This is a genomic window from Brucella sp. NBRC 14130, from assembly GCF_040371715.1.
In the GTDB taxonomy this organism is placed as follows: domain Bacteria; phylum Pseudomonadota; class Alphaproteobacteria; order Rhizobiales; family Rhizobiaceae; genus Brucella; species Brucella intermedia.
Genome location: NZ_BAABTE010000005.1, coordinates 382,683 through 405,433, shown reverse-complemented (window position 1 = coordinate 405,433; position 22,751 = coordinate 382,683). Strand labels below are relative to the sequence as shown.

The following is a 22,751-nucleotide window of genomic DNA, read 5'->3' as shown; positions in this document are numbered from 1 at the left end:
TAAATTTTCTGATGAAAGGCAAAAGCCGCCCAATTGTTTGGTGTAAACATTTCCGAAGAGCTTTTGACAGCGAGAAATATGAAACCATATCTTTTACGACGCCGCTTTCGCGTGCGTGGCTTTCGTTGCACTCTCAAACGAACCGAACCAGCGAGATTCGTGTAAATGGCAGTAAATTCATTTGTTTACGGTTTGTGGAATGGGGGAGGGCGCGTTGTGAACCGGCACGTTTTTCCCCGTTTCGGGATAGCCGCCATAGTCCTTGCCTGCATGGGGCTGCTTGTGCCGGGCGCAACGTTTCAGGCGCGGGCGGATGAACTCAATGTCGTCCCGGTGGCGGCGGTCAAAGCGGTCGCCAGTGATTATCAGCCAAAGCTGACATTATCCGGGTCGATAGCGGCGCGATCGCTTGTCAATGTGTCGTTTCGGCTGAACGGTCAGGTGGTTCAGCGTCTGGTCGAAGTCGGCCAGCATGTGGAAAAGGGACAGCCCCTCGCCAGTATCGACGATGTTGAACAGCAGGCTAATCTGCGCGTTGCGCAAGCCTCCAAGGATGCCGCGCAGGCGCAGCTGGTGCAGGCGGAAGCCAACTTTGCGCGACAGAAGGCCTTGCTGGCGCAAGGGTTTACGACGCGCAGCACCTATGATCAGGCAACCCAGAACCTTCAGACGACGCAAAGCGCCCTTGCCAGTGCGGAAAGCCAGCTCAACAACGCGCGCGACGAACTGTCCTACACCGAATTGCAGGCGCCTGTTTCAGGCGTGATCACTGCGCGCAATGTAGAGGCCGGTCAGGTGGTGCAGGCGGCGCAGACGGCGTTTTCGATTGCCGAGGACGGTCCGCGCGATGCGGTCTTCGACGTGCAGGAAACGCTGGTCAACCATGCCAAGATCGGAATGGGTGTAACGATCTCCCTTCTCTCCGATGCTTCGATAAGCGCCGAAGGAAAGATCCGCGAGATTTCGCCGGTGGTCGATGCGCAGACCGGCACTGTGCGGGTCAAGGTCGGGATAGCTCAAACCCCGCACCAGATGGCGCTGGGCGCCACGGTGACGGGCACGGTTCATATGGAAAGTGTGAAGGTCGTCGTTCTGCCATGGAGCGCGATGACCTCGGATGCAGGACGCACGGCTGTCTGGAGGCTCTCCAAGGATTCGAAAGTGGCAACGCTGGTTCCGATCAAGGTGCTCGCCTACGAAAAAGGCCGGCTGCTCGTTGAGAGCGGGCTACAGGAAGGCGAGCTGATCGTCACCAAGGGCGCGCAGATGCTGCGTTCAGGCGAACCGGCCGAGATCATGCCGGAACAGGAAGGGCTCGTTGCACAATGAAAACGGCAATCCAGTTTCCCACGATCCGCTCGGCGGGTTATGTCGCCCTGCTTGGCGCGGCGGTTCTGCTCAGCGCCTGCGGCAAGGAAGAAGACAAGCAGGCGGATTCGGACGTCGCGCGTCCGGTCCTTTACATGGTGGTCGAGCCCAAGCCTGTAACGCAGACGGGCTTCGCCGGTACGATCGAGCCTCGTTATTCCACCGATCTTGCCTTTCGTGTGCTGGGCCGGATCATCAATCGACCTGTTCAGGTGGGCGATCTTGTAAAGAAGGACGAGATGGTGGCCATGCTCGATCCTGCCAATCTCGATCTTGCCGTCCAGTCCGCACGGGCCGATCTGGCGAGCGCGGAAGCACAGTTTGCCAACGCCTCGGCAAGCGAGGAGCGCCAGCGTATCCTGCTGAAGGGCAATAATGTTTCCCAGGCCGATTATGATGCGGCAAGGCAGGCGCGGGATAGCGCTCACGCGGGGCTCGAAAAGGCCCGGGCGGGTCTGAAAAAGGCGCAGGACCAGCGCAGCTATGCCGTATTGCGCCCGGATTACGATGGCATCATTTCCGCAACGAGCGCCGAAGTGGGGCAGGTGGTCGCCGCGGGACAAACCGTGATGACGGTCGCACGTCCGGATGTTCGGGAAGCCGTCCTCGATATTCCCGACAGCATGACGCAATATTTTGAACGGGACACGCCATTCAATGTGCAGCTTCAGGCCGACCCGACTGTCACCGGAAAGGGGACCGTGCGTGAGGTCGCCCCGCAGGCGGACGCCCAGACGCGCACGCGGCGCGTGCGCATTGCCCTCGACAATCCGCCCGACGGCTTTCGCCTCGGCGCAACGATCCGGGCGGCGATGGCTGCACCCGAACAGAACCTGGTAACGATCCCGATCCAATCCTTGCACGAAGAAAACGGCAAGACCGGAATCTGGGTCATCGACCCCGGAAAACAAACGGTTTCCCTTCACGACGTGCAGGTTATCGAGCGGCGCGGCGGCAGTTTTGTCGCCGAGGGTGTCGATATCGGAAGCTACGTTGCGATTGCCGGTGTGAATGAGTTGAAGGAAGGACAGAAAGTCCGCCTGGACGCGAAAGGAACGGGTCTGTGAAGAAAGGATTCAATCTGTCTGACTGGGCTCTGAACCATCGGTCCCTGGTCTGGTACTTCATGCTCGTCTTTCTCGTCGCGGGCTTTATTTCCTACATCGATCTCGGTCGGGAGGAAGACCCGGAATTTACCGTCAAGACGATGGTCGTGCAGGCCAATTGGCCCGGAGCCTCCGTTGAGGAAACGCTCAATCAGGTTACGGACCGGCTGGAAAAGAAGCTCGAGGAGCTCGATACGCTCGACTATACCCGCAGCATAACGACGGCTGGCAAATCGGTCGTTTTCGTGTTTTTGAAAGATACGGCGCGCGCCGAACAGGTCAAAAAATCATGGACCGAGGTGCGTCACTTTCTGAACGACATTCAGAACACGCTGCCTCAAGGCGTTCTCGGGCCATATTTCAATGACCAGTTCGGTGATGTTTACGGCAATGTCTTTGCGTTCACGTCGGATGGTCTTTCGATGCGGCAGCTGCGGGACTATGCCGAAAGCACGCGGGCGAAAATCCTCACCTTGCCGAATGCCGGCAAGGTCGAGCTGATCGGCGCGCAGGACGAGGCGATCTATCTGGAATTCTCCACACGTCAGGTAGCGGCGCTCGGACTGGACCAGCAGGCAATCCTGCAAGCCTTGCAGGACCAGAATGCCATCACGCCTTCCGGTGTCGTGGAAGCCGGTCCGGAACGCATCAGCGTGCGTGTCAGCGGGCAATTCACGTCGGAAGCCGACCTGCGCGCGGTGAATTTGCGCGTCAATGATCGCTTCTTCCGCCTTTCCGATGTCGCGACCATCACGCGTGGCTATGTCGACCCGCCGACATCGATTTTCCGGGTCAACGGGCAGGACGCCATCGGCCTTGGCATCGGCATGAAGCCGAACGGCAATCTGCTGGAATTTGGTGCGGCGCTCGACAAGATGATGAGCCAGGTGACGCAGGAACTGCCCGTTGGCGTGAATGTCTTCAAGGTCGCGGATCAGCCCGAGGTCGTCAAGGATGCGGTTTCCGGCTTTACCAGAGCGCTGTTCGAGGCTGTCGTCATCGTTCTGGCGGTGAGCTTCGTCAGCCTGGGCGTTCGAGCGGGCTTTGTCGTTTCGCTGTCGATCCCGCTGGTGCTGGCGATCACTTTCCTGGCAATGTCGCTGCTGGATATCTCGCTGCAGCGCGTGTCACTCGGTGCGCTGATCATTGCGCTCGGTCTTCTGGTCGATGATGCGATGATCGCGGTGGAAATGATGGTCGCACGGCTGGAGGCAGGCGATCCGATCAACAAGGCGGCGACCTACGTTTATACCAGTACGGCTTTCCCGATGCTGACGGGCACGCTTGTGACCATCGCCGGCTTCATACCGATCGGGCTCAACAGCAGTCAGGCCGGTGAGTACACGTTCACATTGTTCGTGGTGATTGCGGTTTCGCTGATTGTCTCGTGGATCGTGGCTGTGCTGTTTGCGCCGTTGCTGGGGGTCACCTTCCTGCCGAAGAAAATGAAGGCGTATGAAGAAAAGCGAAGCCGCTTCTTCGAAATATTCTCGCAGGTCCTGCTCGCGGCCATGCGGCATAAATGGATCACGATCATCGCGACCATCGCACTTTTTGCCGTGTCGGTTTTCGGGATGGGCTTCATCGAACGGCAGTTCTTCCCGCAGTCGGACCGCCCGGAACTGGTGCTCGACTGGACGCTGCCGCAGAACAGTTCCATCACCGACACCAGAGCGCAGATGGAAAAGTTCGAAGCGACGATGCTCAGGGATAATCCCGATGTGGATCACTGGAGCACCTATATCGGTCAAGGGGCTATCCGATTCATCCTATCCTTCGATGTGCAGCCGGCGAACCCCTATTTCGGGCAGATGGTCGTCGTTGCCAAGGACATTGAAGCGCGCGACAGGCTCCGCGACAAGTTCAACGAGGTGTTGCGCAAGGACTATGTCGGCACGGACGTCTATGTGAAATATCTGGAGCTTGGACCGCCAGTAGGGCGTCCGGTGCAGTATCGCATTTCGGGACCGGACATCCAGAAGCTGCGGGGTGTGGCGCAGGATTTTGCCGGTATCCTGAGCGCGGACAAGCGGCTTGGCGTTGTCAACTATAACTGGAACGAGCCTGGCCGGGTCATTCGCGTCGATGTGATGCAGGACAAGGCGAGAAAGCTCGGCATTTCCTCAAAGGATATTGCAACGACCCTCAACGGTATCGTTGGCGGGATCACGATCACGCAGGTGCGGGATTCCATCTACCTGATCAACGTGATCGCACGGGCGCAGAAGCAGGAACGGGATTCGATCGATACGCTCCAGAGCCTCCAGATCGCAACCGGCAACGGGACCTCGGTGCCCTTGGCGGCGATTGCGAATTTCCGGTATGAGCTGGAGCAGCCGGTTATCTATCGTCGGTCGCGTATTCCCACCATCACGGTTGCCGCCGGCATCATCGACAAGACGATGCCTGATACGATCGTCAAGGATCTGGAACCAGCCATCAAGACCTTCGCCGACAAGCTGCCAGCGGGATATGATGTCCAGACGGCAGGTACGGTGGAGGAAAGCGGCAAGAGCCAGGGACCAATTGCGGCGGTCGTTCCGCTGATGCTGTTCGTCATGGCAACGGTCCTGATGATACAGTTGCAGAGCTTCCAGCGGCTGTTCCTTGTGGTGGCTGTGGCGCCGCTCGGGTTGATCGGTGTCGTTGCCGCTTTGCTGCCAAGCGGCAAGCCGCTCGGTTTCGTTGCGATCCTCGGCGTGTTGGCGCTCGTCGGCATTCTCATCCGCAACTCGGTCATCCTGATCGTGCAGATCGAGGAGCATATCATCGAGGGCATGCACCCATGGGATGCAGTGACACAGGCGAGTCAGCACCGAATGCGCCCCATTGCCCTGACGGCGGCGGCGGCAAGCCTGGCGCTGATCCCTATCGCGCGCGAAGTGTTCTGGGGACCGATGGCCTATGCCATGATGGGTGGCATCATCGCGGGCACGGCAATCACGCTCCTCTTCCTGCCGGCGCTCTATGTCGCCTGGTTCCGGATCAAGGAGCCGGAACGCAACGGCGATGCGCCGCCAGCCGAGGCACATACTGCTTCGCCATCGCATTAACAAAAAAGCCCGGTTACAACCGGGCTTTTTTCATGAGATTGTCACTTGCCATTGGTTCTATATAGGTTCTATTATGTAAGTTATGAATAGAACCACATTGATCACGGCGATTGAAGAGCGCGGCTTGCATGATCCGCAGCTTACGGGGCCGCTTTACCGGAACCTCGCACGCATTCTCGGTGAGTTGATCGAGGAAGGGGAGCTTGCGCCCGCTGTCGGCCTGCCGCCGGAGCGCGATCTGGCGGAACAGCTTGGCGTCGGCCGTATCACTGTTCGCAATGCCTATAAGGAATTGCTGACACAGGGCGTGGTGGAAGCGCGGCGCGGCAGCGGCACCTTCGTCGCGGAGCGCCCGGCACGCATCAGCCAGCATCTGTGGCGCCTGACTTCGTTTTCCGAGGACATGCTGTCGCGCGGCAAGGAGCCGGGCGCGCGCGTCGTCACCAACAAGGTCGACAGGCCATCGCCGGACGAAGCTTTCCGGCTGGGGGTCGGTGTCGATACGACCGTGGTGCGGCTTGACCGCCTGCGTCTCGCCGACGGAGTGCCGATGGCTTTTGAGCGCGCGGTGGTTCCACGCCATTTTCTGGACCAGGATCGCGTTGATGAAACCTCGCTTTACGGCGCGCTGGCGCGTCGCGGCCACAAACCGGTACGCGCCCTGCAACGCCTGACGGCGGTCACGCTCGATCCCGGCATAGCCCGCCTGCTTGGCGTGCATCGGGGCGCGCCCGCACTTTTGATCGAGCGCGTCTCGCATCTCGAAGACGACCGGATCGTCGAATATACCCGTTCGCATTATCGCGCCGATGCCTATGACTTCGTCGCGGAACTGAAAATTGGAGAATGACCATGAACAGCCTTTCCTCCTTGATGCTGCAGGAAACCGAACAGTCGCCAGCCGTCGTCGCCGGTCTGCTTGAGAAGGAGGCAGGCACGTTCGCGGAAATCGCGCGCCTCTTCCAGAAGAGCGAACCTGCCGTCATCACCACCGCCGCGCGCGGTTCGTCCGACCACGCGGCAACATTCTTCAAATATCTGATGGAAATCACGATGGGCATTCCCGTCGCGTCCATCGGGCCATCGGTGGCATCGGTCTATGGTTCCAAGCTGAAGCTCAAGAACGGCCTGCACTTCACCGTGTCGCAATCGGGTGCCAGCCCCGATATTGTTGCGGCGCAGGAAGCAGCCAAAAAGGGTGGCGCAACCACGATTGCCGTCGTGAACGTCGTCGATAGTCCGCTTGGTAACGCTGCCGACGTCGTGCTGGCGCTCCATGCCGGTGAAGAAAAAAGCGTTGCCGCAACCAAGTCGTTCATCGCCGCGGTCGCCGCGCTTTCGGGCGTCGTTGCTTCGGCCAGCGGTGACGCAAGCCTGCAAGCCGGACTGCAACGCCTGCCGGAAGCGCTTGCTGCAACACGGCCCGATGGCCGCGAGGCAGTGGAAAACCTTCTGTTCAATGCGCGTTCGCTTTATACCGGCGGTCGCGGTACGGCCTTTGCGATTGCACTCGAAGCTGCGCTGAAGGCAAAGGAAACCGCGAATATCCATGCCGAAGCTTTCTCTCTGGCCGAACTGATGCATGGTCCGATGCGTCTGGTGGAAGAGGGCTTCCCGATCGTTTCCTTCCTGCCACGCGACGAAGCCTTTGACACCAACATGCAGGCGCTCAAGCGGCTGCACTCGTTCGGGGCGAGCATCGTATCGCTATCCGATGCGGAAACGCCGGGCTTCCGGTTGCCATCGGCGAGCACGGGTAACGCGCATCTCGATCCGCTGGTTTCCCTCATCAATTATTACCGCGTCATTGAAGCGGTCACGCGCCGCAAGGGGTTCGATCCCGACAAGCCGCGCAATCTCAACAAGGTTACGGTGACGGTATGACGAAAAAATCAGCAATAGCAGGGGCGCGTATCTTCGACGGCGAGCGCTTTCACGACCAGAGCGCGTTGGTGTTCAGCGATGGCCGGATCGAAGCCATTGTGCCGGAAGCCTCGCTTGGCGAGGCCCATGAGGTCGAGCGTCTGAATGGCGGCATTCTAGCTCCCGGCTTCATCGATGCGCAGGTGAATGGCGGCGGCGGGCGCATGCTGAACGATCAGCCAACGCCCGAAATCATGTTCACGATTGCCAAGGGGCATCGCAAATATGGAACGACGAGCCTTTTGCCCACGCTGATTACCGATACGACGCCGGTTCGCGACCGCGCCATCGAAGCGGCGATTGAAGCGGTCAAGGCGGACAAGGGCGTTGCCGGCCTGCATCTTGAGGGGCCGCATCTGGCGCCTGCACGCAAGGGCGCGCATCTGGCGGAACTGATGCGTCCCGTCAATGATGCCGATATTGCGCTCTATATCCATACGGCAAAGCAGATCGGCACCTTGCTGCTCACGCTTGCTGCCGAGCAGGTCACGCCGGACCAGGTGCGCCGGTTAAGCGATGGCGGTGTCGTCGTCAGCATCGGCCACAGCGACACTACAGCGGAAGAGGCGTTCAAGCGCTTCGATGCTGGTGCGCGGAGTGTCACCCATCTTTTCAACGCGATGAGCCAGATCGGCCACCGTGCACCGGGGCTTGCAGGCGCGGCGCTCGATCATCCCGACATCTGGTGCGGTATTGTTGCCGATGGCCATCATGTCGATCCGATGGCGCTGCGGCTTGCGCTCAGGGCAAAGCGCGGCGACGCGCATCTGTTTTTCGTGACGGATGCCATGGCTTTGGTCGGTTCGGACTCGGAAAGCTTCGAGATCAACGGGCGCGCCGTCCGTCGTGTGCCGGGCGGCATCTGCTCCAAGCTCGTGCTGGCGGATGGCACCATTGCCGGTTCCGATCTCGACATGGCGTCGGCTGTTCGTTTCGGCGTGGCCGAGCTGGAACTCACGCTGGCCGAGGCGCTGCGTATGGCGAGCCACTATCCCGCGCGCTATCTGCGTCTTGATGATCGCGGCACATTCCGACCCGGCATGCGAATGGATGCGGTCCATCTTGATGACGGATTGTTTGCGAAAGCCACGTGGCTTTCGGGTGAAAAGCAGATCGCGGGGTACGGCCGATGACCGAAATCACCGATCGTTATTTCAATGATCTGATCGCCCGGCTCTCCGGCCTGCGGGATCGTCTTGCCGATCCGATGGCCAAGGCGGCTGAACTCATCGCCGCTGCGGCCAAGGCGGATCGCCGCGTTTATGTGTTCGGCACCGGCCATTCGCATATGATGGCGGAAGAGCTGCATTATCGTGCAGGCGGACTGGCAATCACCGTGCCCATTCTCTGCGGGGCGATCATGCTGCAGGACGGGGCGGTGGCAAGCTCGCATTTCGAGCGGATCGAAGGAGCGGTGCTGCCAATTCTCGAACGTTATGGCATTCGCGAAGGCGACGTGCTGATCGTCGTGTCGAATTCCGGCGTCAATGCCGCTCCCATCGAGGCAGCACGCTTTGCGCGTGAGAAGGGCGCGGCCGTTATTGCGGTCACCTCCGTCACCTATTCCAACGCCATCGCCAAGGGGCGCACGCAATTGCTTTCTCTGGCCGATGTCGTTCTGGACAATGACGCGCCAGCGGGGGATGCGGTGCTGGAAGTCGAAGGCAGTGCGCTAAAAGTCGGCCCGGTTTCAACCGCGCTTGGCGTGACCATCCTCAATGCCGTTTTTGCCGATGTGGCGGCAAGGCTGGTGGGCGAGGGCGACGCCCCGATCTATCTCAGCGCCAACATGCCGGGCTCTGGTGATGTGAACCGCTCGCTTGTTGCCCGCTATCGTAATCGCAACCCGCATCTTTGATGCTGGTCCGCATCCCGGAACGGGGGATGCGGCTCGAAACAAAATTGGACAATCTTTCTTCCAAAGTCGCTTGATAGCGCAATCCCGTCAGTGCATTACGCATTCTGGCATGGCCGGGGCCGCTTCGTGGATTAGGTTCGCGATGTGGTCGCCCTGGCTTGCGCCTTCGAAAATTTGAGGAAGTCCGATGCATAATTTCGTCCTGACCGTCACCTGCAAGTCCACCCGTGGTATCGTTGCCGCGATTTCGGGTTATCTTGCCGGCAAGGGTTGCAACATCATCGATAGCGCCCAGTTCGACGATCTGGACACCGGTCGCTTCTTCATGCGCGTCAGCTTTATTTCCGAAGAAGGCGTAGCGCTCGACGTGCTGCGTGAGGGCTTTGCGTCCGTGGCGGCACCTTTCGACATGAATTTCGAGTTCCATGACAACGCGCACCGCACCAAGACATTGCTGATGGTTTCGCGTTTCGGCCATTGCCTGAACGATCTTCTCTATCGCTGGAAGATCGGCGCACTGCCGATCGATATTGTCGGCGTGGTCTCGAACCATTTCGATTATCAGAAGGTTGTCGTCAATCACGACATTCCGTTCCATCACATTGCCGTCACCAAGGCCAACAAGCCGGAAGCCGAGCAGCGCCTTCTGGATATCGTGGAAGATACCGGCACCGAACTGGTGGTGCTAGCGCGTTACATGCAGGTTCTGTCCGACCAGCTTTGCCAGAAGATGTCGGGCCGGATCATTAATATCCACCACTCGTTCCTGCCGTCCTTCAAGGGCGCAAATCCTTACAAGCAGGCTTATGAGCGTGGCGTGAAGCTGATTGGCGCGACCGCGCATTACGTGACGGCTGATCTTGATGAAGGCCCGATCATCGAGCAGGATGTGGCGCGCATCACGCACGCACAGAGCGCCGCCGACTATGTGTCGATTGGCCGTGACGTGGAAGCGCAGGTTCTGGCGCGAGCCGTTCACGCCCATATCCATCACCGCTCATTCCTCAACGGCAACCGCACCGTCGTATTCCCTGCTAGCCCCGGTTCGTTCGCCTCAGAACGCATGGGGTGATCGACCAGTCGATATTTACGCACTGACGGTCTGCAAATGGTGCCTCTCTGCGCTTCCGGTGCTCATGTATCTTAAAGTACACTCCGCTCCGGTTCTCGAGAGGTCACCATTTTCGCCGCGTCATTGCAAAAATCTCAACCGGTCGATGCGTTGTGCCAATTCAAATATTAAGCCAATAAAAAACCCCGCCGAAGCGGGGTTTTCTTTTGATCTATAAAGGGAGCGATCAGTCGATGTCGAAGGAAACGCCCTGTGCCAGCGGCAGAGCCTTCGAGTAATTAATGGTGTTGGTTGCGCGGCGCATATAGGCCTTCCACGCGTCCGAACCCGATTCACGACCGCCGCCGGTTTCCTTTTCGCCGCCGAATGCGCCGCCGATTTCCGCACCAGACGTGCCGATATTGACGTTGGCGATGCCGCAATCCGAACCTTCAGCGGAAAGGAAGCGCTCTGCTTCCTGCAGATTGAGCGTAAAGATCGATGACGACAGGCCTGCGCCGACAGCATTGTGGCTCGCCAGAACATCGTCAAAGTCGGAATACTTCATGACGTAGAGGATCGGGGCGAAGGTTTCTTCGAGAACCGGGCCTTCCTGCTTCGGCATTTCGACAATGGCCGGACGCACATAGTAAGCGTTTTCATGGCCAGCATCGACGCGTTCGCCGCCCTGTACCTTGCCGCCGTGTGCAGCTGCTTCCTTGAGCGCCTTCTGCATGTTGTCGAAAGCAACCTTGTCGATCAGCGGACCGACCAGAGCGCTGGTTTCAAGCGGAGAACCAACAGTGACGCTGGCATATGCCTTCTGGAGACGCGGGACGAGGGCGTCGTAAACGCTTTCATGCACGAAGAGACGGCGCAGCGTGGTGCAGCGCTGGCCAGCGGTGCCCATTGCGCCGAAAGCGATTGCGCGCAGCGCCATGTCGAGATCGGCCGACGGGCAGACGATGCCTGCATTGTTGCCGCCCAGTTCGAGAATTGCGCGAGCAAAACGCTTGGCAAGGCGCGGACCGACTTCGCGGCCCATGCGGGTCGAGCCGGTTGCCGAAACGACCGGGACCTTCGGGCTGTCGACGAGGACTTCGCCGATTTCACGATCACCGAGCAGAAGCTGCGAGATGCCTTCCGGCGCATCGCCAAAACGCTTCAGGGCACGCTTGAAGATCGCATCGCAGGCAAGAGCGGTCAGAAGGGTCTTTTCAGACGGCTTCCAGACGACCGAGTTGCCGCAGACGATTGCAAGAGCGGCGTTCCACGACCAGACGGCCACGGGGAAGTTGAAGGCAGAGATAACGCCAACGACGCCGAGCGGATGCCAGGTTTCCATCATGCGATGGCCAGCACGTTCGGTTGCGATGGTGAGACCGTAGAGCTGGCGCGACAGGCCGACGGCGAAATCGCAGATGTCGATCATTTCCTGCACTTCGCCGAGGCCTTCCGAAGGAATCTTGCCAGCTTCGAGCGAAACGAGACGGCCAAGATCTTCCTTGGAAGCACGCAGTTCTTCACCGAGCAGGCGGATCAGCTCGCCGCGCTTCGGTGCTGGAACGTTGCGCCAGGCGCGAAAGGCTTCGTCGGCCTTGTCGATGATCTTGACGGCGTCTTCCTTGCTGTGGGTCTTGACCGCAGCAATCTGTTCGCCCGAAACAGGGCTGAAACCGGCAAGGTCGCCACCGGTATAGGCGGATGCATCCACGCCGAGTTTGGAAAGCAGATCGGCGGCTTCCTTCTTCACGTCGATTTTTCTAACAGCGGTGTTCATGGCTTTCCTCTCTGTATGAGTTGTTTGCGCATAATCCTGTCCGAGAAGTTTGCAACTTTTCGGGGTTATGCGTTTATTCCGCCGCTTCGAGGCCCTTCAGGCCTGCTCGAACGGCTTCGATGGATTCGCGTTCGATGCGGGCATAGTGCTCGAATTCATTAAGCACTTTCGCGCCCAGATCATCCTCGAAACGCTTCTGGTTGGGGCTTTCAACAAAATCCTGCGTTTCGTCGTCGCCCAGATTGGACTGGAATATACCGGCAGCACTGACCGGCAGGAAGTCTTCATAGATGATCGGGTCGAACTGAACTGCGCCTGCTTCAATCAGAACCTCGATATCGGTATCCGGCTTGAAAGCTGCAAGACGTGCAGCATCCTTGACCGAATAGGCGAAGTAGCCGAGGCCTTCCTCACGCACGCCAGCCCATGTATCGGGGAAGGCCGCGAAAGTATCGCTCAGCGCCTTCACATATTCAGCCGCATTCGAGCCGTCCGGGGCAGGGCGGGCAATAGCGCGGGTGTCGTTGAGAAGCTTGTCGTAAAGCGCACGGCCCTTTGGCGTGAGCGCCACGCCGCGCTGTTCGATCTCGCCGAAACGGGCGGTATGCGAGCCCGGTGTCCAGGTTCCGTCCGGGTTGACGAAAGATACTTCTTCTTCCAGCGCCTTGAAAGAGGTCTGGCGCAGGAGGATCGGGCACTTGCGGGTTGGCGGGCCTTCAACGACGGCTTTCGGGTTGATGCCGCGTTCCGGCATCTGGGCCTGCACGGCGTCGATGTCGAGCGTGCGCGGCGTCAGATGGTTGATATGCGGACCCTTGAAGGAAACGACATCGGCGATGAGGCGATGTGCATCATGCAGGCGATGATAAAGTTCGGCGCTGACATTGGCGTGATCGTGCCAGCGGAAGGTTTCCAGCACTTCAGCGACGAAGGCCTTGGCATCGTCATCGTTGAGGCCGCCTTCAGCTTCCGCCTTTTCGACGAGCGCGATAGCGCCAGCGGTGAAGATGTTGCGCTTGGAGAGAACTTCCTCCGATTCGGCGCGCAGCTTTTCATCGGCGATGAGGTCAAGGCGCAGAAGCGAGGTGAAGACGCGGAACGGGTTGTGTTTTAGCGCTGCATCGGCGACCGGGCGGAACGCTGTCGAATGGACCGGAACGCCAGCGGCGCTCAGATCGTAATAGCCGACTGGGAACATGCCCATGACCGCGAACACACGGCGCATCATGGAAAGCTCGGCAGCAGTGCCGAGACGGATTGCGCCGTGGCGCTCTTCCGAGATGCGCTCAAGCGAATCTGTTTCCGTCAGGCGTTCATGCAGGTGGCTGTCATCCGCCAGCACCTTGGCGTTCACATCGGCAACGAGTTCCATCAATGTGCCATAAGCAGGCACTTCCTGCTTGTACATGGCAGACATCGCAGCCGAGAAGGCGGAACGAATGGCGTCCGGCGAAACGAATTTCTGGTCTTTCATGGCGAAAATTTCCGTCGAGTGGGGCATCTTCGGGGGGTGCATGTCTTGTTTGGGAGGATCATGCATGGATTATGATGAAAATGTATCATATAGACCGTTTTGCGGTTATGCTTGCGACGAAAGCAACTATGTTAATGCGAGAATGGAATGAAGCTGAGCAGAAGACTGATCCCGGACATCGCCACGCTGCAAGCCTTTGAATGTGCTGCCCGTCACGGAAGTTTCACCCAGGCCGCGCATGAGCTCAATCTCACCCAAAGCGCTGTCAGCCGTCAGATCAAGGATCTCGAAAGCCAGCTCGGCGTGCTGCTGTTCGAGCGCATTCGCCAGCGTATTCTGCTTTCCGATGCCGGCCGCAAGTTTCTGCCGGAAGTGCGGCGTCTTCTCAACCAGACAGAGGATACGATGTTGCGCGCCATGGCTTCGGCGCAGTCCACCTCTTCTTTCAGTGTGGCGACGCTGCCGACATTCGGCACGCGCTGGCTGATGCCGCGCATTCCCGATTTCGTCGAGAAGCATCCGGGGATCGCGTTGAATGTAGCGTCCCGTTCCGGCGTTTTCGACTTCGAGGAACAGCCCTTCGATCTGGCCATTCATTACGGACAGCCAGTCTGGGCTCACGCCACCTGCACTTTCCTGTGCAGTGAGGTTATTGTGCCGGTTGCTTGTCCAAGTCTGTTGAAGGCACGTCATCCGTCCGCTCCGGAAGAACTTGAAAACGAACCTTTGCTGCATCTTGCGACACGGCCCAAAATGTGGGCGCAATGGTTTGAAAGCTGCGGCGTCGAAGGACAGTCGGCCTATCGCGGCCACCGTTTCGACCAGTTTTCGATGGTTATAGGTGCAGCATTGGCTGGGCTGGGTTTCGCGCTTCTGCCGCTTTATCTGATCGAGCAGGAATTGCGCAGCGGTGAACTGGTCATGCTTTTCGAGAAGCCGATGCGGACCGAGAATGAATATTATCTCGTTGTCCCGGAAGGAAAACTGGAAAACCCGCTGACGCAGGTCTTCTGCCAGTGGATTGCCGGGCAGGTTGGAAATACGGATTATTCGATGCTGGTTCATTCCAAACCGGAATGAATTGTTGCGCAAATAACGCTGTCCAAGTGGGTTTGGCGGCGTGAAATAGAAACAACCGGGCAGGGTGCCCGTATTCCACGAGAGCGGTCGATCATGAAAAAGACCGGGAACCGCTCTAACTGTTTGTTTTTACGCATTTCCGAACGCAAAACCGCTTCACACTTTTGCTGGAAATGCTCGGTATGAAATGGTTGTCTCAATGCTGAACGATCCGCGCTCCCATGGTCTTTGGGAAAAGACCGCCCCTGCCGCTCCCAAGACGACTGCGCTGCAAGGTGATCTGACTGCGGACGTGGTAATCGTAGGCGGCGGCTTCACCGGCCTGTCAACAGCCTTGCATCTGGCCGAAAAAGGCACCCGGGCCATCGTGCTTGAAGGCATCGAGATCGGATATGGCGGTTCGGGACGCAATGTCGGTCTGGTGAACGCGGGCATGTGGGTCATGCCGGATGATCTGCCCGGCGTGCTTGGCCAGAAATATGGCGACCGTCTGCTCGATGTCCTCGGCAATGCGCCGAAGCTGGTTTTTGAGATTATCGAGAAACACAAGATTGCCTGTGAAGTCGAGAAGCAGGGCACGCTTCATTGCGCCGTCGGCAAGAAGGGTCTGAAAGAACTTGAAGATCGTTATGAGCAGTGGGCGCGCCGTGGCGCGAATGTAAAGCTGCTCGATGCGAGAGAAACCGAAGCCAAGGTCGGCACGAAAGCCTATGCCGGGTCGCTGCTCGATCTGCGCGCCGGTACGATCCAGCCGCTGGCCTATGTGCGCGGGCTTGCCCATGCCGCTGTCGCCGCTGGCGCGACCATCTTTACCGGAAGCCCCGTGACCGGCTCTGAGGAAAAGAACGGCAAATGGGTGGTCAAGACCGCCAAGGGTTCCGTAACGGCCAATTGGGTCGTGGTGGCAACCAACGCCTATACCAATGCGCCTTGGGCGGAAGTTCGCGCCGAACTGGTTCATCTGCCATATTTCAACATGGCTACAAAGCCGCTGTCGGACAATCTCAAGAAGAGCATTCTGCCGGAGCGTCAGGGTGTATGGGATACGAAGGAAGTGCTTTCGTCCTTCCGTTTTGACAGCCAAGGCCGCCTGGTGTTCGGCAGCGTCGGTGCGCTGCGCAATACGGGTGCTGCCGTGCACAAGGCATGGGCCAAGAAGTCGTTGAAGCGACTGTTCCCGCAGATCGGCGAAGTCGAATTCGAAGCCGAATGGTATGGCAAGATCGGCATGACCGATGACAGCCTGCCGAAATTCCATCGCCTGGCGCGCAATGTCGTCGGGTTCTCCGGTTATAATGGCCGCGGCATCGCGCCGGGAACTGTCTTTGGAAAACTGCTTTCGCAACTCGTTTCAGGCGAGATCAAGGAAGACGATCTGCCGCTGCCGGTCAGCGATCCGAAGGAACAGAATTTCCGTGGTCTGCGCGAAGCCTATTACGAGGCGGGCGCACAGATTGCGCATGTCGCCGAGATCGTTATCTGATCTGCCGAACGGTTCACCGGGGATAGGTTTGCGGCTGTCATAAAACCGCAGTGCAATTCCTCTAATGCCATCCGCATCTCTCCAAATCAGGAGAAACGGATGGCTGTTCGGCAACTGCCTCAATGCCTTACAAGCCTTCCGATGGAATGATTCCGCCGGAAGGCTTTTGCTTTTCCGGTTTCACGTTGCAGGATGTTTGACAGGTGCACCATGAATGGAAATGATCGTGCCTATCGCCATGGCAGTATCTGCGCGTTATCACTTCGCACGCGTCAGGATCGCACCGGCATCGCTGGTCATGCTGGCGAACATTACACAGAAATTCGAGGAGCGAATCCCATGAACAAGATGCTGAAGCGGGCCGCTGTCGTACCTGCGCTTCTTGCTCTTTCCATCGCCGTGGCGCAGGCCGATACGCTGACGCTTTATACCTCGCAGCCGGAAGCGGATGCGACCAAGACGGTTGAAGCGTTCCGCAAGGCCAATCCCGATACGGATGTGCAGATTTTCCGCTCGGGCACGAGCGAACTCCTCACCAAGCTTGCTGCCGAATTTGCGGCTGGCGCACCGCAGCCCGATGTTCTTCTCATTGCCGATGCGGTGACGATGGAAGGCCTCAAGAAGGACAAGCGGCTGCTCGCCTATCCGGAGGCCAAGGTCGATGGCTTTGCCGCAGATAGCTACGACGCCGACAAGACCTATTTCGGCTCCAAGCTGATCACGACGGGCATCGCCTACAATACGGGTGCCGCGCAGAAGCCTGAACATTGGGCCGATCTTGCCAAGGCCGACTACAAGGGTCAGGTTGTCATGCCGAGCCCGCTTTACTCCGGCGCTGCCGCCTATCTGCTGAGCGGCTTCGCGCTCAACAAGGATTTGGGCTGGGATTACTTCAAGAACCTCAAGGCCAACGAGCTGGCGAGCGTCAAAGGCAATGGCGCTGTGCTGAAGTCTGTCGCCAGCGGCGAAAAGCCATATGGCATTCTCGTTGACTTCATGGCGCTCAACGCCAAGGCCAAGGGTTCGCCGGTTGAGTTCGTATTCCCGTCGGAAGGCGTGCCCGCAGTGACTGAACCGGTCGCGATCATGGCAACCGCCAAGAATGTCGACGGCGCGAAGAAGTTCGTGGATTTCATCCTGTCGGATGACGGCCAGAAGCTGGCGCTCGAGCAGGGTTATCTGCCTGCCAAGGAAGGTGTTGGCCGTCCTGCCTGGCTACCGGAAGGCACCAAGATCAACATCATGTCTATCGACACCCAGAAGGTTCTCGATCAGACTGATGCCGACAAGAAGCAGTTCTCCGAGCTGTTTGGCGGATAAGGCATCTCGATGCGCATCATGAGAGACCTTCAGGGCCGCGATGCGGCCCTGATTGTTGGCATAACACTTATCGTGGCGGTTCTGTCGCTTCTGCCGATGGGCAGGCTGCTGGTCGAACTGGTCGCGCCGCAGGGGCAGCTTTCGACTTCGGCGCTGGTGGAGACACTCGGAAGCCAGTCGACTTGGGTTGCGACATGGCATTCGTTGCAGATCGGCATTGGCGGCACCTTGCTGGCGCTGGTGTTCGGCATTGTCGCGGCATTGCTCGTCGGGCTGACAAACATGCGCGGCCGCAATGTCTTCGTGCTTTTCTATGTCACTCCACTTTTGATCGCTCCGCAAGTAACGGCGCTGGCTTGGCTCCAGCTTTTCGGGCCTTCGAGCCAGTTTCTCAAGATTGTGGGGATGGCGCCGCCGCTTGGCAGCCGCAACCCCCTCTATTCCGTCTGGGGCATCATCTTTTTGCTGGGCGTGCAATACGGCCCGCTGGTTTTCCTGATCGTGCGCGCAGGTTTGCGCAAACTGCCACGCGAACTGGTGGAAGCGGGACTTAGCGCCGGTGCCGGCAAATGGACCGTGTTACGCACCATCATCCTGCCGCTGATGACGCCGTCAATTATCGGTGCTGCCGCGTTGGCCTTCGTTTCCTGCGTGGGGAATTTCGGCATCCCGGCATTTCTCGGCATACCGTCGAATTATCTGGTTTTGCCGACGCTGATTTATCAGCGTCTTGCGGGCGGCGGCCCGTCTGTGCTTTCCGGTGTCGCCGTGCTGTCCGTGCTGATCGGCCTCATTGCCATGGCTGGCATTGCTGCGCAGGAATATGCGTCCCGCAGACGTGATTTCCGCATTGTCTCGACGTCTCTGCCAGCCGCTCCCTTTGCGCTTGGCCGCTGGCGCGTGCCGGTGGAAGCCTCGGCCTGGCTGCTGATCGTGGTCGTACTCTTCCTGCCGCTGATCGGGCTCACGCTTTCCGCTCTGGTTCCGGCCTACGGCGTGCCGCTGACCTTTGCGACCGCGACAGTCGAAAATTTCCGCTTCGTCCTTATGGAACACGCCGGTGCCGCGCGCGCGTTTCGCAATAGCGTGGTCCTGTCACTGTCGGCAGCGTTCTTCGCTGTCCTGATCGCCGTTCCGCTCGCCTATATGCTGGCATGGCGCAAGCGTCGCTGGACGCCGATCCTCAATTTTGCAGCCGAAATGCCGTATGCCCTGCCGGGCGTGGTGCTGGCGATTGCCTGTCTGCTACTGTTTTTGAAACCGCTGCCGGTGATTGGCGTCAGTCTTTACAACACGCTCTGGATCATCCTGTTTGCCTATCTCGCGCGCTTCTTCGTGCTGGCTCTGCGGCCGACGGTCGCCGGATTACACCAGATCGACCGGGCGATGGAGGAGGCCGCGCGTGTTGCAGGCGCGGGGCTTTTCTATCGCCTGCGGACAATTATATTTCCCCTCGTCGCACCGGCGACGCTCGCGGGCGGCGTGCTCATCTTCATGACCGCTTTCTGTGAGTTGACGGTTTCAGCGCTTCTCTGGGCGTCGGGATCGGAAACGCTGGGCGTGGTGATGTTTTCTTTCGAACAGGCGGGCGATTCCGCCTATGCGGCAGCCATCTCCATGCTGGCTGTCGCGGTGACATTCATGCTGATGCTTGCAACCAATCTGTTTGCGCGGCGTCTTCCAAACGGAGTGCTGCCATGGCGCGACTGAAAATCGCTTCTGTTTCCAAGAGCTTCAATGAGTTTCAGGCCTTGTCCGGCGTGTCTCTCGATGTGAAGGATGGCGAGTTTGTTGCCATTCTCGGACCATCGGGCTGCGGCAAGACCACGCTTCTTCGCATGATCGCGGGATTTGAAGATGTCGATGGCGGTGAAATCCACATTGGTGACAGCCGCGTTTCTCATATTGGTGGTAGCGTGCCGCCCGAAAAGCGGCAGGTCGGTATCGTCTTCCAGAATTATGCGCTCTGGCCGCATATGACCGTGGCCGAGAATGTCGGTTACAGTCTGCGGGTGGCAAAGGTTGCCAGGGCCGAGCGCGAACGCCGCGTGAACGAGGCGCTGGCGCTCGTCGATCTCGCCGGTTTCGGTGATCGCCGTCCGGCCAATCTTTCGGGCGGTCAGCGGCAGCGTGTCGCGCTGGCTCGCTGTCTGGTGGCTGCACCGTCTCTCGTCCTTTTCGATGAACCTCTCGCCAATCTCGACGTGCATCTGCGTGCTTCGATGGAAGACGAGTTCGCGGCGTTTCACAAGCGCACGGGCACCACGATCATTTACATCACCCACGATCAGGCTGAGGCCATGGCGCTCGCCGACCGGATTGCGGTGCTGGACCATGGCAGGCTGCAGCAGTTCGACACGCCACGCAAACTCTATGAAGAACCGGCGAGCGCAATGGTCGCGTCCTTCATCGCGCACGGCATGGTATTGCCTGCAGAGGTTGTATCCTTTGCACAAGCGGGACATTGCGAGGCGCTGGTGCTGGGAAGCCGCGCACAGGTGCGTTGTTCAGGCACGGAAATGCCACGCGCCAATGCGCAGCTCTGCGTTCGGGCAGAGGACCTGACATTGACCGAAACCGGCGGCATTCCCGTGCGGGTCAAGCGCTCGGTTTATAGGGGCGGCGGTTCGCGCATTGAGGCATCGCCGGTCGCGAAGCCGGATACTCATCTGCATTTCGAGGTGCGCGATCCGGTGCAACTGGAAGAGGGCGACGAAGTGCGCATCGCCATCCGCAACGGCTGGATCATTCCCACCGCTGACATGCCGGTGAGAAAAGCCTCAACCGGCTTTCCGATAGGTAACAAAATCTGAATGAGAAAAGGGCGGCTTTGAGACCGCCCTTTGCTTATTTCTTCTTCATAGCTTCCAGCAATGCTGCGCCGAAGCCGCCGGTCGATGGCTGCTCCTGTTTGCGTTGCGGTGTGAAGTTCTTGGCGGGCCGTTGATCTCGGCCTGCATTCCCGCGTGGGGCAGGGGCTTCGCCTCCGTCCTTTCTCATCGTCAGGCCGATGCGCTTGCGAGGCACATCCACTTCCGTCACGCGCACCTTCACCACATCGCCAGCCTTGACTACTTCATGAGGGTCTTTGACGAAACGGTCCGCAAGCTGCGAAACATGGACAAGTCCGTCCTGGTGCACGCCGATATCAACGAATGCACCGAAGGCCGCAACATTGGTCACGGTGCCTTCAAGCAACATGCCGGGCTTCAGGTCCTTGATGTCATCAATGCCATCGGCAAAGGTCGCAGTCTTGAACTCCGGACGCGGATCGCGGCCCGGCTTGTCAAGTTCGGCAATGATGTCACGCACGGTCGGCAGACCGAAACGCTCATCGACAAAAAGACGCGGATCAAGTGCCTTCAGCGCTGCGCTGTCGCCCATGAGGCTGCGCACATCGCGACCGCAAGCGGCGACGATTTTCTTTGCGACGCCATAGGCTTCCGGGTGAACGGAGGAGGCATCAAGTGGCTCTGTGCCGTTGGAAATGCGCAGGAAGCCCGCGCATTGCTCGAAAGCGCGGTTGCCGAGCCGTGCGACTTTCAAAAGCTCCTTGCGGTTCTTGAAGGCTCCGGCTTCATCGCGGTGCGCCACGATTGCCTCGGCGAGCGACTTTCCCAGACCCGAGACACGCGCCAGCAGTGAAGCGGAAGCCGTATTGAGATCGACGCCGACCGCGTTCACGGCGTCTTCAACCACTGCATCGAGCGAACGCGCCAGGCGGGATTGATCGACATCGTGCTGGTACTGGCCGACGCCGATGGATTTCGGCTCGATCTTAACGAGCTCGGCCAGCGGGTCCTGCAGACGCCGCGCAATAGAAACTGCGCCGCGCAACGACACGTCGAGCTGCGGGAATTCGGCAGCTGCGGTTTCGGATGCTGAATAGACCGATGCGCCTGCTTCCGACACGATGACTTTCAGCGGTTTTGGTGCTGGCATGTCGGAAAGCATGTCGATGACAAGCCGTTCGGTTTCGCGGCTGCCGGTGCCGTTGCCAATGGCGATCAATTCGACCTTATGCTTGCGGATCAGGCTTGCAAGTTCGGCTTGTGTGCCGCGCACGTCGTTCTTTGGCGGAAAAGGGTAGACCGTCGTCGTGTCGAGCAACTTGCCCGTACCATCGACCACCGCTACCTTGACCCCGGTGCGGATGCCCGGATCAAGCCCCATCGTGGCGCGCGAACCGGCAGGCGCTGCGAGCAGCAGATCCTTGAGGTTGCGGGCGAAGACATTGATGGCCTCTTCTTCGGCACGCTCGCGCAGGTCGCGCATCAGATCGAGCGAGAGCGACAGCGAAAGTTTCACGCGCCATGCCCAGCCTGCAACTTCCATCAGCCAGCGGTCGCCGGGAAGCGTTCCGCCGATATTATAGGCGGCGGCGATCTTGCGTTCGACCGGCTTCACAGGCGAGGTATCGTCGGCGTCGATCTCGATGTCGAGCGACAGGAAATCCTCGTTGCGGCCGCGCAGCATGGCGAGCGCCCGGTGGCCCGCAACATTTGCCCAACGTTCGGAATGGTCGAAATAGTCGGAGAACTTCGCGCCAGCGGCCTCTTTGCCATCGACAACCCGGGAGCGGAGAACTGCGCGCTCCTTGAGATAGTTACGCAGATTGCCGATCAGCTCGGCGTTTTCCGCAAAGCCTTCGGCAATGATGTCGCGTGCGCCATCGAGCGCCGCCTTTACGTCGGGAACATCGGCGGTGATGTATTGCGCCGCGATTTCGGCAGGGACAAGCTTGCGGTCCGTCAGAATGGCCTCGGCAAGCGGACCGAGGCCGCGCTCACGGGCGATTTCCGCCTTGGTGCGGCGCTTCGGCTTATAGGGCAGATAAAGATCTTCAAGCTCGGCCTTGGTGGCGACGCCTGCGATCTTCAGCTCCAGCTCAGGCGTCAGTTTTCCCTGGCCGCCAATCGATTCCAGGATCGAAGCGCGACGGGCTTCCAGTTCGCGCAGATAGGCGAGGCGTTCGGAAAGCTGGCGCAGCTGCGTATCGTCAAGGCCGCCGGTGACTTCCTTACGGTAGCGGGCAACGAAAGGCACGGTCGCGCCTTCGTCCAGCAGGCCGATGGCGGCGAGCGCCTGATCCGGCTTTGCGTTGATTTCCGCCGCGATGATCCCGGCAATGCGCTTGGTAATATCGGCCATGTAACTTCCATTTCTTAATAGTCGCGCCGAACATAGTCGGATGCCGGTTCGGCGCAATCAAGGCAGTATCGATGTTCCACAAGAAAGGCGTCAGTGTTCGTGTT

The 22,751-nt window shown here is 59.1% G+C and carries 17 protein-coding genes; 14 read left to right on the top strand and 3 right to left on the bottom strand.

Going from position 1 to position 22,751, the window contains the following annotated elements; genetic code table 11:
• Positions 1 to 165 precede the first annotated feature (165 nt).
• The 8 genes from ABWW28_RS13020 to purU all read left to right on the top strand — a co-directional run bounded on the left by ABWW28_RS13020 (position 166) and on the right by purU (position 10,380).
• Complete coding sequence (locus ABWW28_RS13020) at positions 166 to 1,329, top strand: efflux RND transporter periplasmic adaptor subunit (protein ID WP_031346826.1); 1,164 nt, start codon at positions 166 to 168, stop codon at positions 1,327 to 1,329.
• Complete coding sequence (locus ABWW28_RS13015; protein ID WP_021587039.1) at positions 1,326 to 2,435, top strand: efflux RND transporter periplasmic adaptor subunit; 1,110 nt, start codon at positions 1,326 to 1,328, stop codon at positions 2,433 to 2,435. Before ABWW28_RS13020 ends, ABWW28_RS13015 begins: the two co-directional genes overlap by 4 nt.
• Complete coding sequence (locus ABWW28_RS13010; protein WP_021587038.1) at positions 2,432 to 5,527, top strand: efflux RND transporter permease subunit; 3,096 nt, start codon at positions 2,432 to 2,434, stop codon at positions 5,525 to 5,527. The genes ABWW28_RS13015 and ABWW28_RS13010 overlap by 4 nt, the downstream gene beginning before the upstream one ends.
• An 82-nt stretch (positions 5,528 to 5,609) precedes the next feature.
• Positions 5,610 to 6,377 (top strand): GntR family transcriptional regulator, encoded by a 768-nt coding sequence (locus ABWW28_RS13005; protein WP_006467481.1) that lies wholly within the window; start codon positions 5,610 to 5,612, stop codon positions 6,375 to 6,377.
• 2 nt (positions 6,378 to 6,379) lie between these two features.
• On the top strand, positions 6,380 to 7,411 hold the full coding sequence (locus ABWW28_RS13000) for an SIS domain-containing protein (RefSeq protein ID WP_031346824.1): 1,032 nt from the start codon (positions 6,380 to 6,382) through the stop codon (positions 7,409 to 7,411).
• The gene (gene nagA / locus ABWW28_RS12995; RefSeq protein ID WP_021587035.1) at positions 7,408 to 8,583 is read left to right on the top strand and encodes an N-acetylglucosamine-6-phosphate deacetylase; all 1,176 of its coding nucleotides are present in this window, start codon (positions 7,408 to 7,410) and stop codon (positions 8,581 to 8,583) included. Before ABWW28_RS13000 ends, nagA begins: the two co-directional genes overlap by 4 nt.
• Positions 8,580 to 9,308 (top strand): SIS domain-containing protein, encoded by a 729-nt coding sequence (locus tag ABWW28_RS12990; protein ID WP_021587034.1) that lies wholly within the window; start codon positions 8,580 to 8,582, stop codon positions 9,306 to 9,308. Before nagA ends, ABWW28_RS12990 begins: the two co-directional genes overlap by 4 nt.
• A gap of 187 nt (positions 9,309 to 9,495) precedes the next feature.
• Complete coding sequence (purU, locus tag ABWW28_RS12985) at positions 9,496 to 10,380, top strand: formyltetrahydrofolate deformylase (protein WP_006467477.1); 885 nt, start codon at positions 9,496 to 9,498, stop codon at positions 10,378 to 10,380.
• A gap of 226 nt (positions 10,381 to 10,606) precedes the next feature.
• On the opposite strand, the gene amaB is transcribed toward purU, so the two are convergent.
• Together amaB and hglS are read right to left on the bottom strand one after the other, a co-directional pair.
• Positions 10,607 to 12,139 carry an L-piperidine-6-carboxylate dehydrogenase gene (gene amaB, locus ABWW28_RS12980; RefSeq protein WP_006467476.1) on the bottom strand — a complete coding sequence of 511 codons (1,533 nt, stop codon included), beginning with the start codon at positions 12,137 to 12,139 and terminating at the stop codon, positions 10,607 to 10,609.
• A gap of 73 nt (positions 12,140 to 12,212) precedes the next feature.
• The gene (gene hglS, locus ABWW28_RS12975; protein WP_112670393.1) at positions 12,213 to 13,613 is read right to left on the bottom strand and encodes a 2-oxoadipate dioxygenase/decarboxylase HglS; all 1,401 of its coding nucleotides are present in this window, start codon (positions 13,611 to 13,613) and stop codon (positions 12,213 to 12,215) included.
• Positions 13,614 to 13,760: 147 nt separating this feature from the next.
• Between hglS and ABWW28_RS12970 the strand changes: the two genes are divergently transcribed.
• The 6 genes from ABWW28_RS12970 (at position 13,761) to ABWW28_RS12945 (ending at position 20,309) form a co-directional block, all read left to right on the top strand.
• The gene (locus ABWW28_RS12970) at positions 13,761 to 14,693 is read left to right on the top strand and encodes a LysR family transcriptional regulator (RefSeq protein WP_006467474.1); all 933 of its coding nucleotides are present in this window, start codon (positions 13,761 to 13,763) and stop codon (positions 14,691 to 14,693) included.
• Between the two features lie 199 nt (positions 14,694 to 14,892).
• Entirely contained in the window at positions 14,893 to 16,176 is a 1,284-nt protein-coding gene (locus tag ABWW28_RS12965) for an NAD(P)/FAD-dependent oxidoreductase (protein ID WP_031346822.1), read from the top strand.
• 214 nt (positions 16,177 to 16,390) lie between these two features.
• Positions 16,391 to 16,519: a hypothetical protein gene (locus tag ABWW28_RS12960; RefSeq protein ID WP_021587031.1), complete on the top strand. Its 129-nt coding sequence runs from the start codon at positions 16,391 to 16,393 to the stop codon at positions 16,517 to 16,519.
• A complete protein-coding gene (locus tag ABWW28_RS12955; RefSeq protein ID WP_021587030.1) occupies positions 16,516 to 17,496 on the top strand; it encodes an ABC transporter substrate-binding protein in 981 nt (326 codons plus the stop codon). Before ABWW28_RS12960 ends, ABWW28_RS12955 begins: the two co-directional genes overlap by 4 nt.
• Positions 17,497 to 17,505: 9 nt before the next feature.
• Positions 17,506 to 19,206 carry an ABC transporter permease gene (locus ABWW28_RS12950; protein WP_021587029.1) on the top strand — a complete coding sequence of 567 codons (1,701 nt, stop codon included), beginning with the start codon at positions 17,506 to 17,508 and terminating at the stop codon, positions 19,204 to 19,206.
• The gene (locus ABWW28_RS12945) at positions 19,194 to 20,309 is read left to right on the top strand and encodes an ABC transporter ATP-binding protein (protein ID WP_021587028.1); all 1,116 of its coding nucleotides are present in this window, start codon (positions 19,194 to 19,196) and stop codon (positions 20,307 to 20,309) included. The genes ABWW28_RS12950 and ABWW28_RS12945 overlap by 13 nt, the downstream gene beginning before the upstream one ends.
• Positions 20,310 to 20,343: 34 nt before the next feature.
• Here the strand turns inward: ABWW28_RS12945 and ABWW28_RS12940 are convergent, their stop codons facing one another.
• Complete coding sequence (locus tag ABWW28_RS12940; protein ID WP_021587027.1) at positions 20,344 to 22,647, bottom strand: Tex family protein; 2,304 nt, start codon at positions 22,645 to 22,647, stop codon at positions 20,344 to 20,346.
• Positions 22,648 to 22,751 lie beyond the last annotated feature (104 nt).

Excerpts from the sequence above, each read along its gene's own strand:
- ABWW28_RS13020 (WP_031346826.1), top strand. The coding sequence starts at position 166 with ATGGCAGTAAATTCATTTGTTTACGGTTTGTGGAATGGGGGAGGGCGC.
- ABWW28_RS13015 (WP_021587039.1), top strand. The coding sequence starts at position 1,326 with ATGAAAACGGCAATCCAGTTTCCCACGATCCGCTCGGCGGGTTATGTC.
- ABWW28_RS13005 (WP_006467481.1), top strand. The coding sequence starts at position 5,610 with ATGAATAGAACCACATTGATCACGGCGATTGAAGAGCGCGGCTTGCAT.
- ABWW28_RS13000 (WP_031346824.1), top strand. The coding sequence starts at position 6,380 with ATGAACAGCCTTTCCTCCTTGATGCTGCAGGAAACCGAACAGTCGCCA.
- nagA (WP_021587035.1), top strand. The coding sequence starts at position 7,408 with ATGACGAAAAAATCAGCAATAGCAGGGGCGCGTATCTTCGACGGCGAG.
- ABWW28_RS12990 (WP_021587034.1), top strand. The coding sequence starts at position 8,580 with ATGACCGAAATCACCGATCGTTATTTCAATGATCTGATCGCCCGGCTC.
- purU (WP_006467477.1), top strand. The coding sequence starts at position 9,496 with ATGCATAATTTCGTCCTGACCGTCACCTGCAAGTCCACCCGTGGTATC.
- amaB (WP_006467476.1), bottom strand. The coding sequence starts at position 12,139 with ATGAACACCGCTGTTAGAAAAATCGACGTGAAGAAGGAAGCCGCCGAT.
- hglS (WP_112670393.1), bottom strand. The coding sequence starts at position 13,613 with ATGAAAGACCAGAAATTCGTTTCGCCGGACGCCATTCGTTCCGCCTTC.
- ABWW28_RS12970 (WP_006467474.1), top strand. The coding sequence starts at position 13,761 with ATGAAGCTGAGCAGAAGACTGATCCCGGACATCGCCACGCTGCAAGCC.
- ABWW28_RS12965 (WP_031346822.1), top strand. The coding sequence starts at position 14,893 with ATGCTGAACGATCCGCGCTCCCATGGTCTTTGGGAAAAGACCGCCCCT.
- ABWW28_RS12960 (WP_021587031.1), top strand. The coding sequence starts at position 16,391 with ATGGAAATGATCGTGCCTATCGCCATGGCAGTATCTGCGCGTTATCAC.
- ABWW28_RS12955 (WP_021587030.1), top strand. The coding sequence starts at position 16,516 with ATGAACAAGATGCTGAAGCGGGCCGCTGTCGTACCTGCGCTTCTTGCT.
- ABWW28_RS12950 (WP_021587029.1), top strand. The coding sequence starts at position 17,506 with ATGCGCATCATGAGAGACCTTCAGGGCCGCGATGCGGCCCTGATTGTT.
- ABWW28_RS12945 (WP_021587028.1), top strand. The coding sequence starts at position 19,194 with ATGGCGCGACTGAAAATCGCTTCTGTTTCCAAGAGCTTCAATGAGTTT.
- ABWW28_RS12940 (WP_021587027.1), bottom strand. The coding sequence starts at position 22,647 with ATGGCCGATATTACCAAGCGCATTGCCGGGATCATCGCGGCGGAAATC.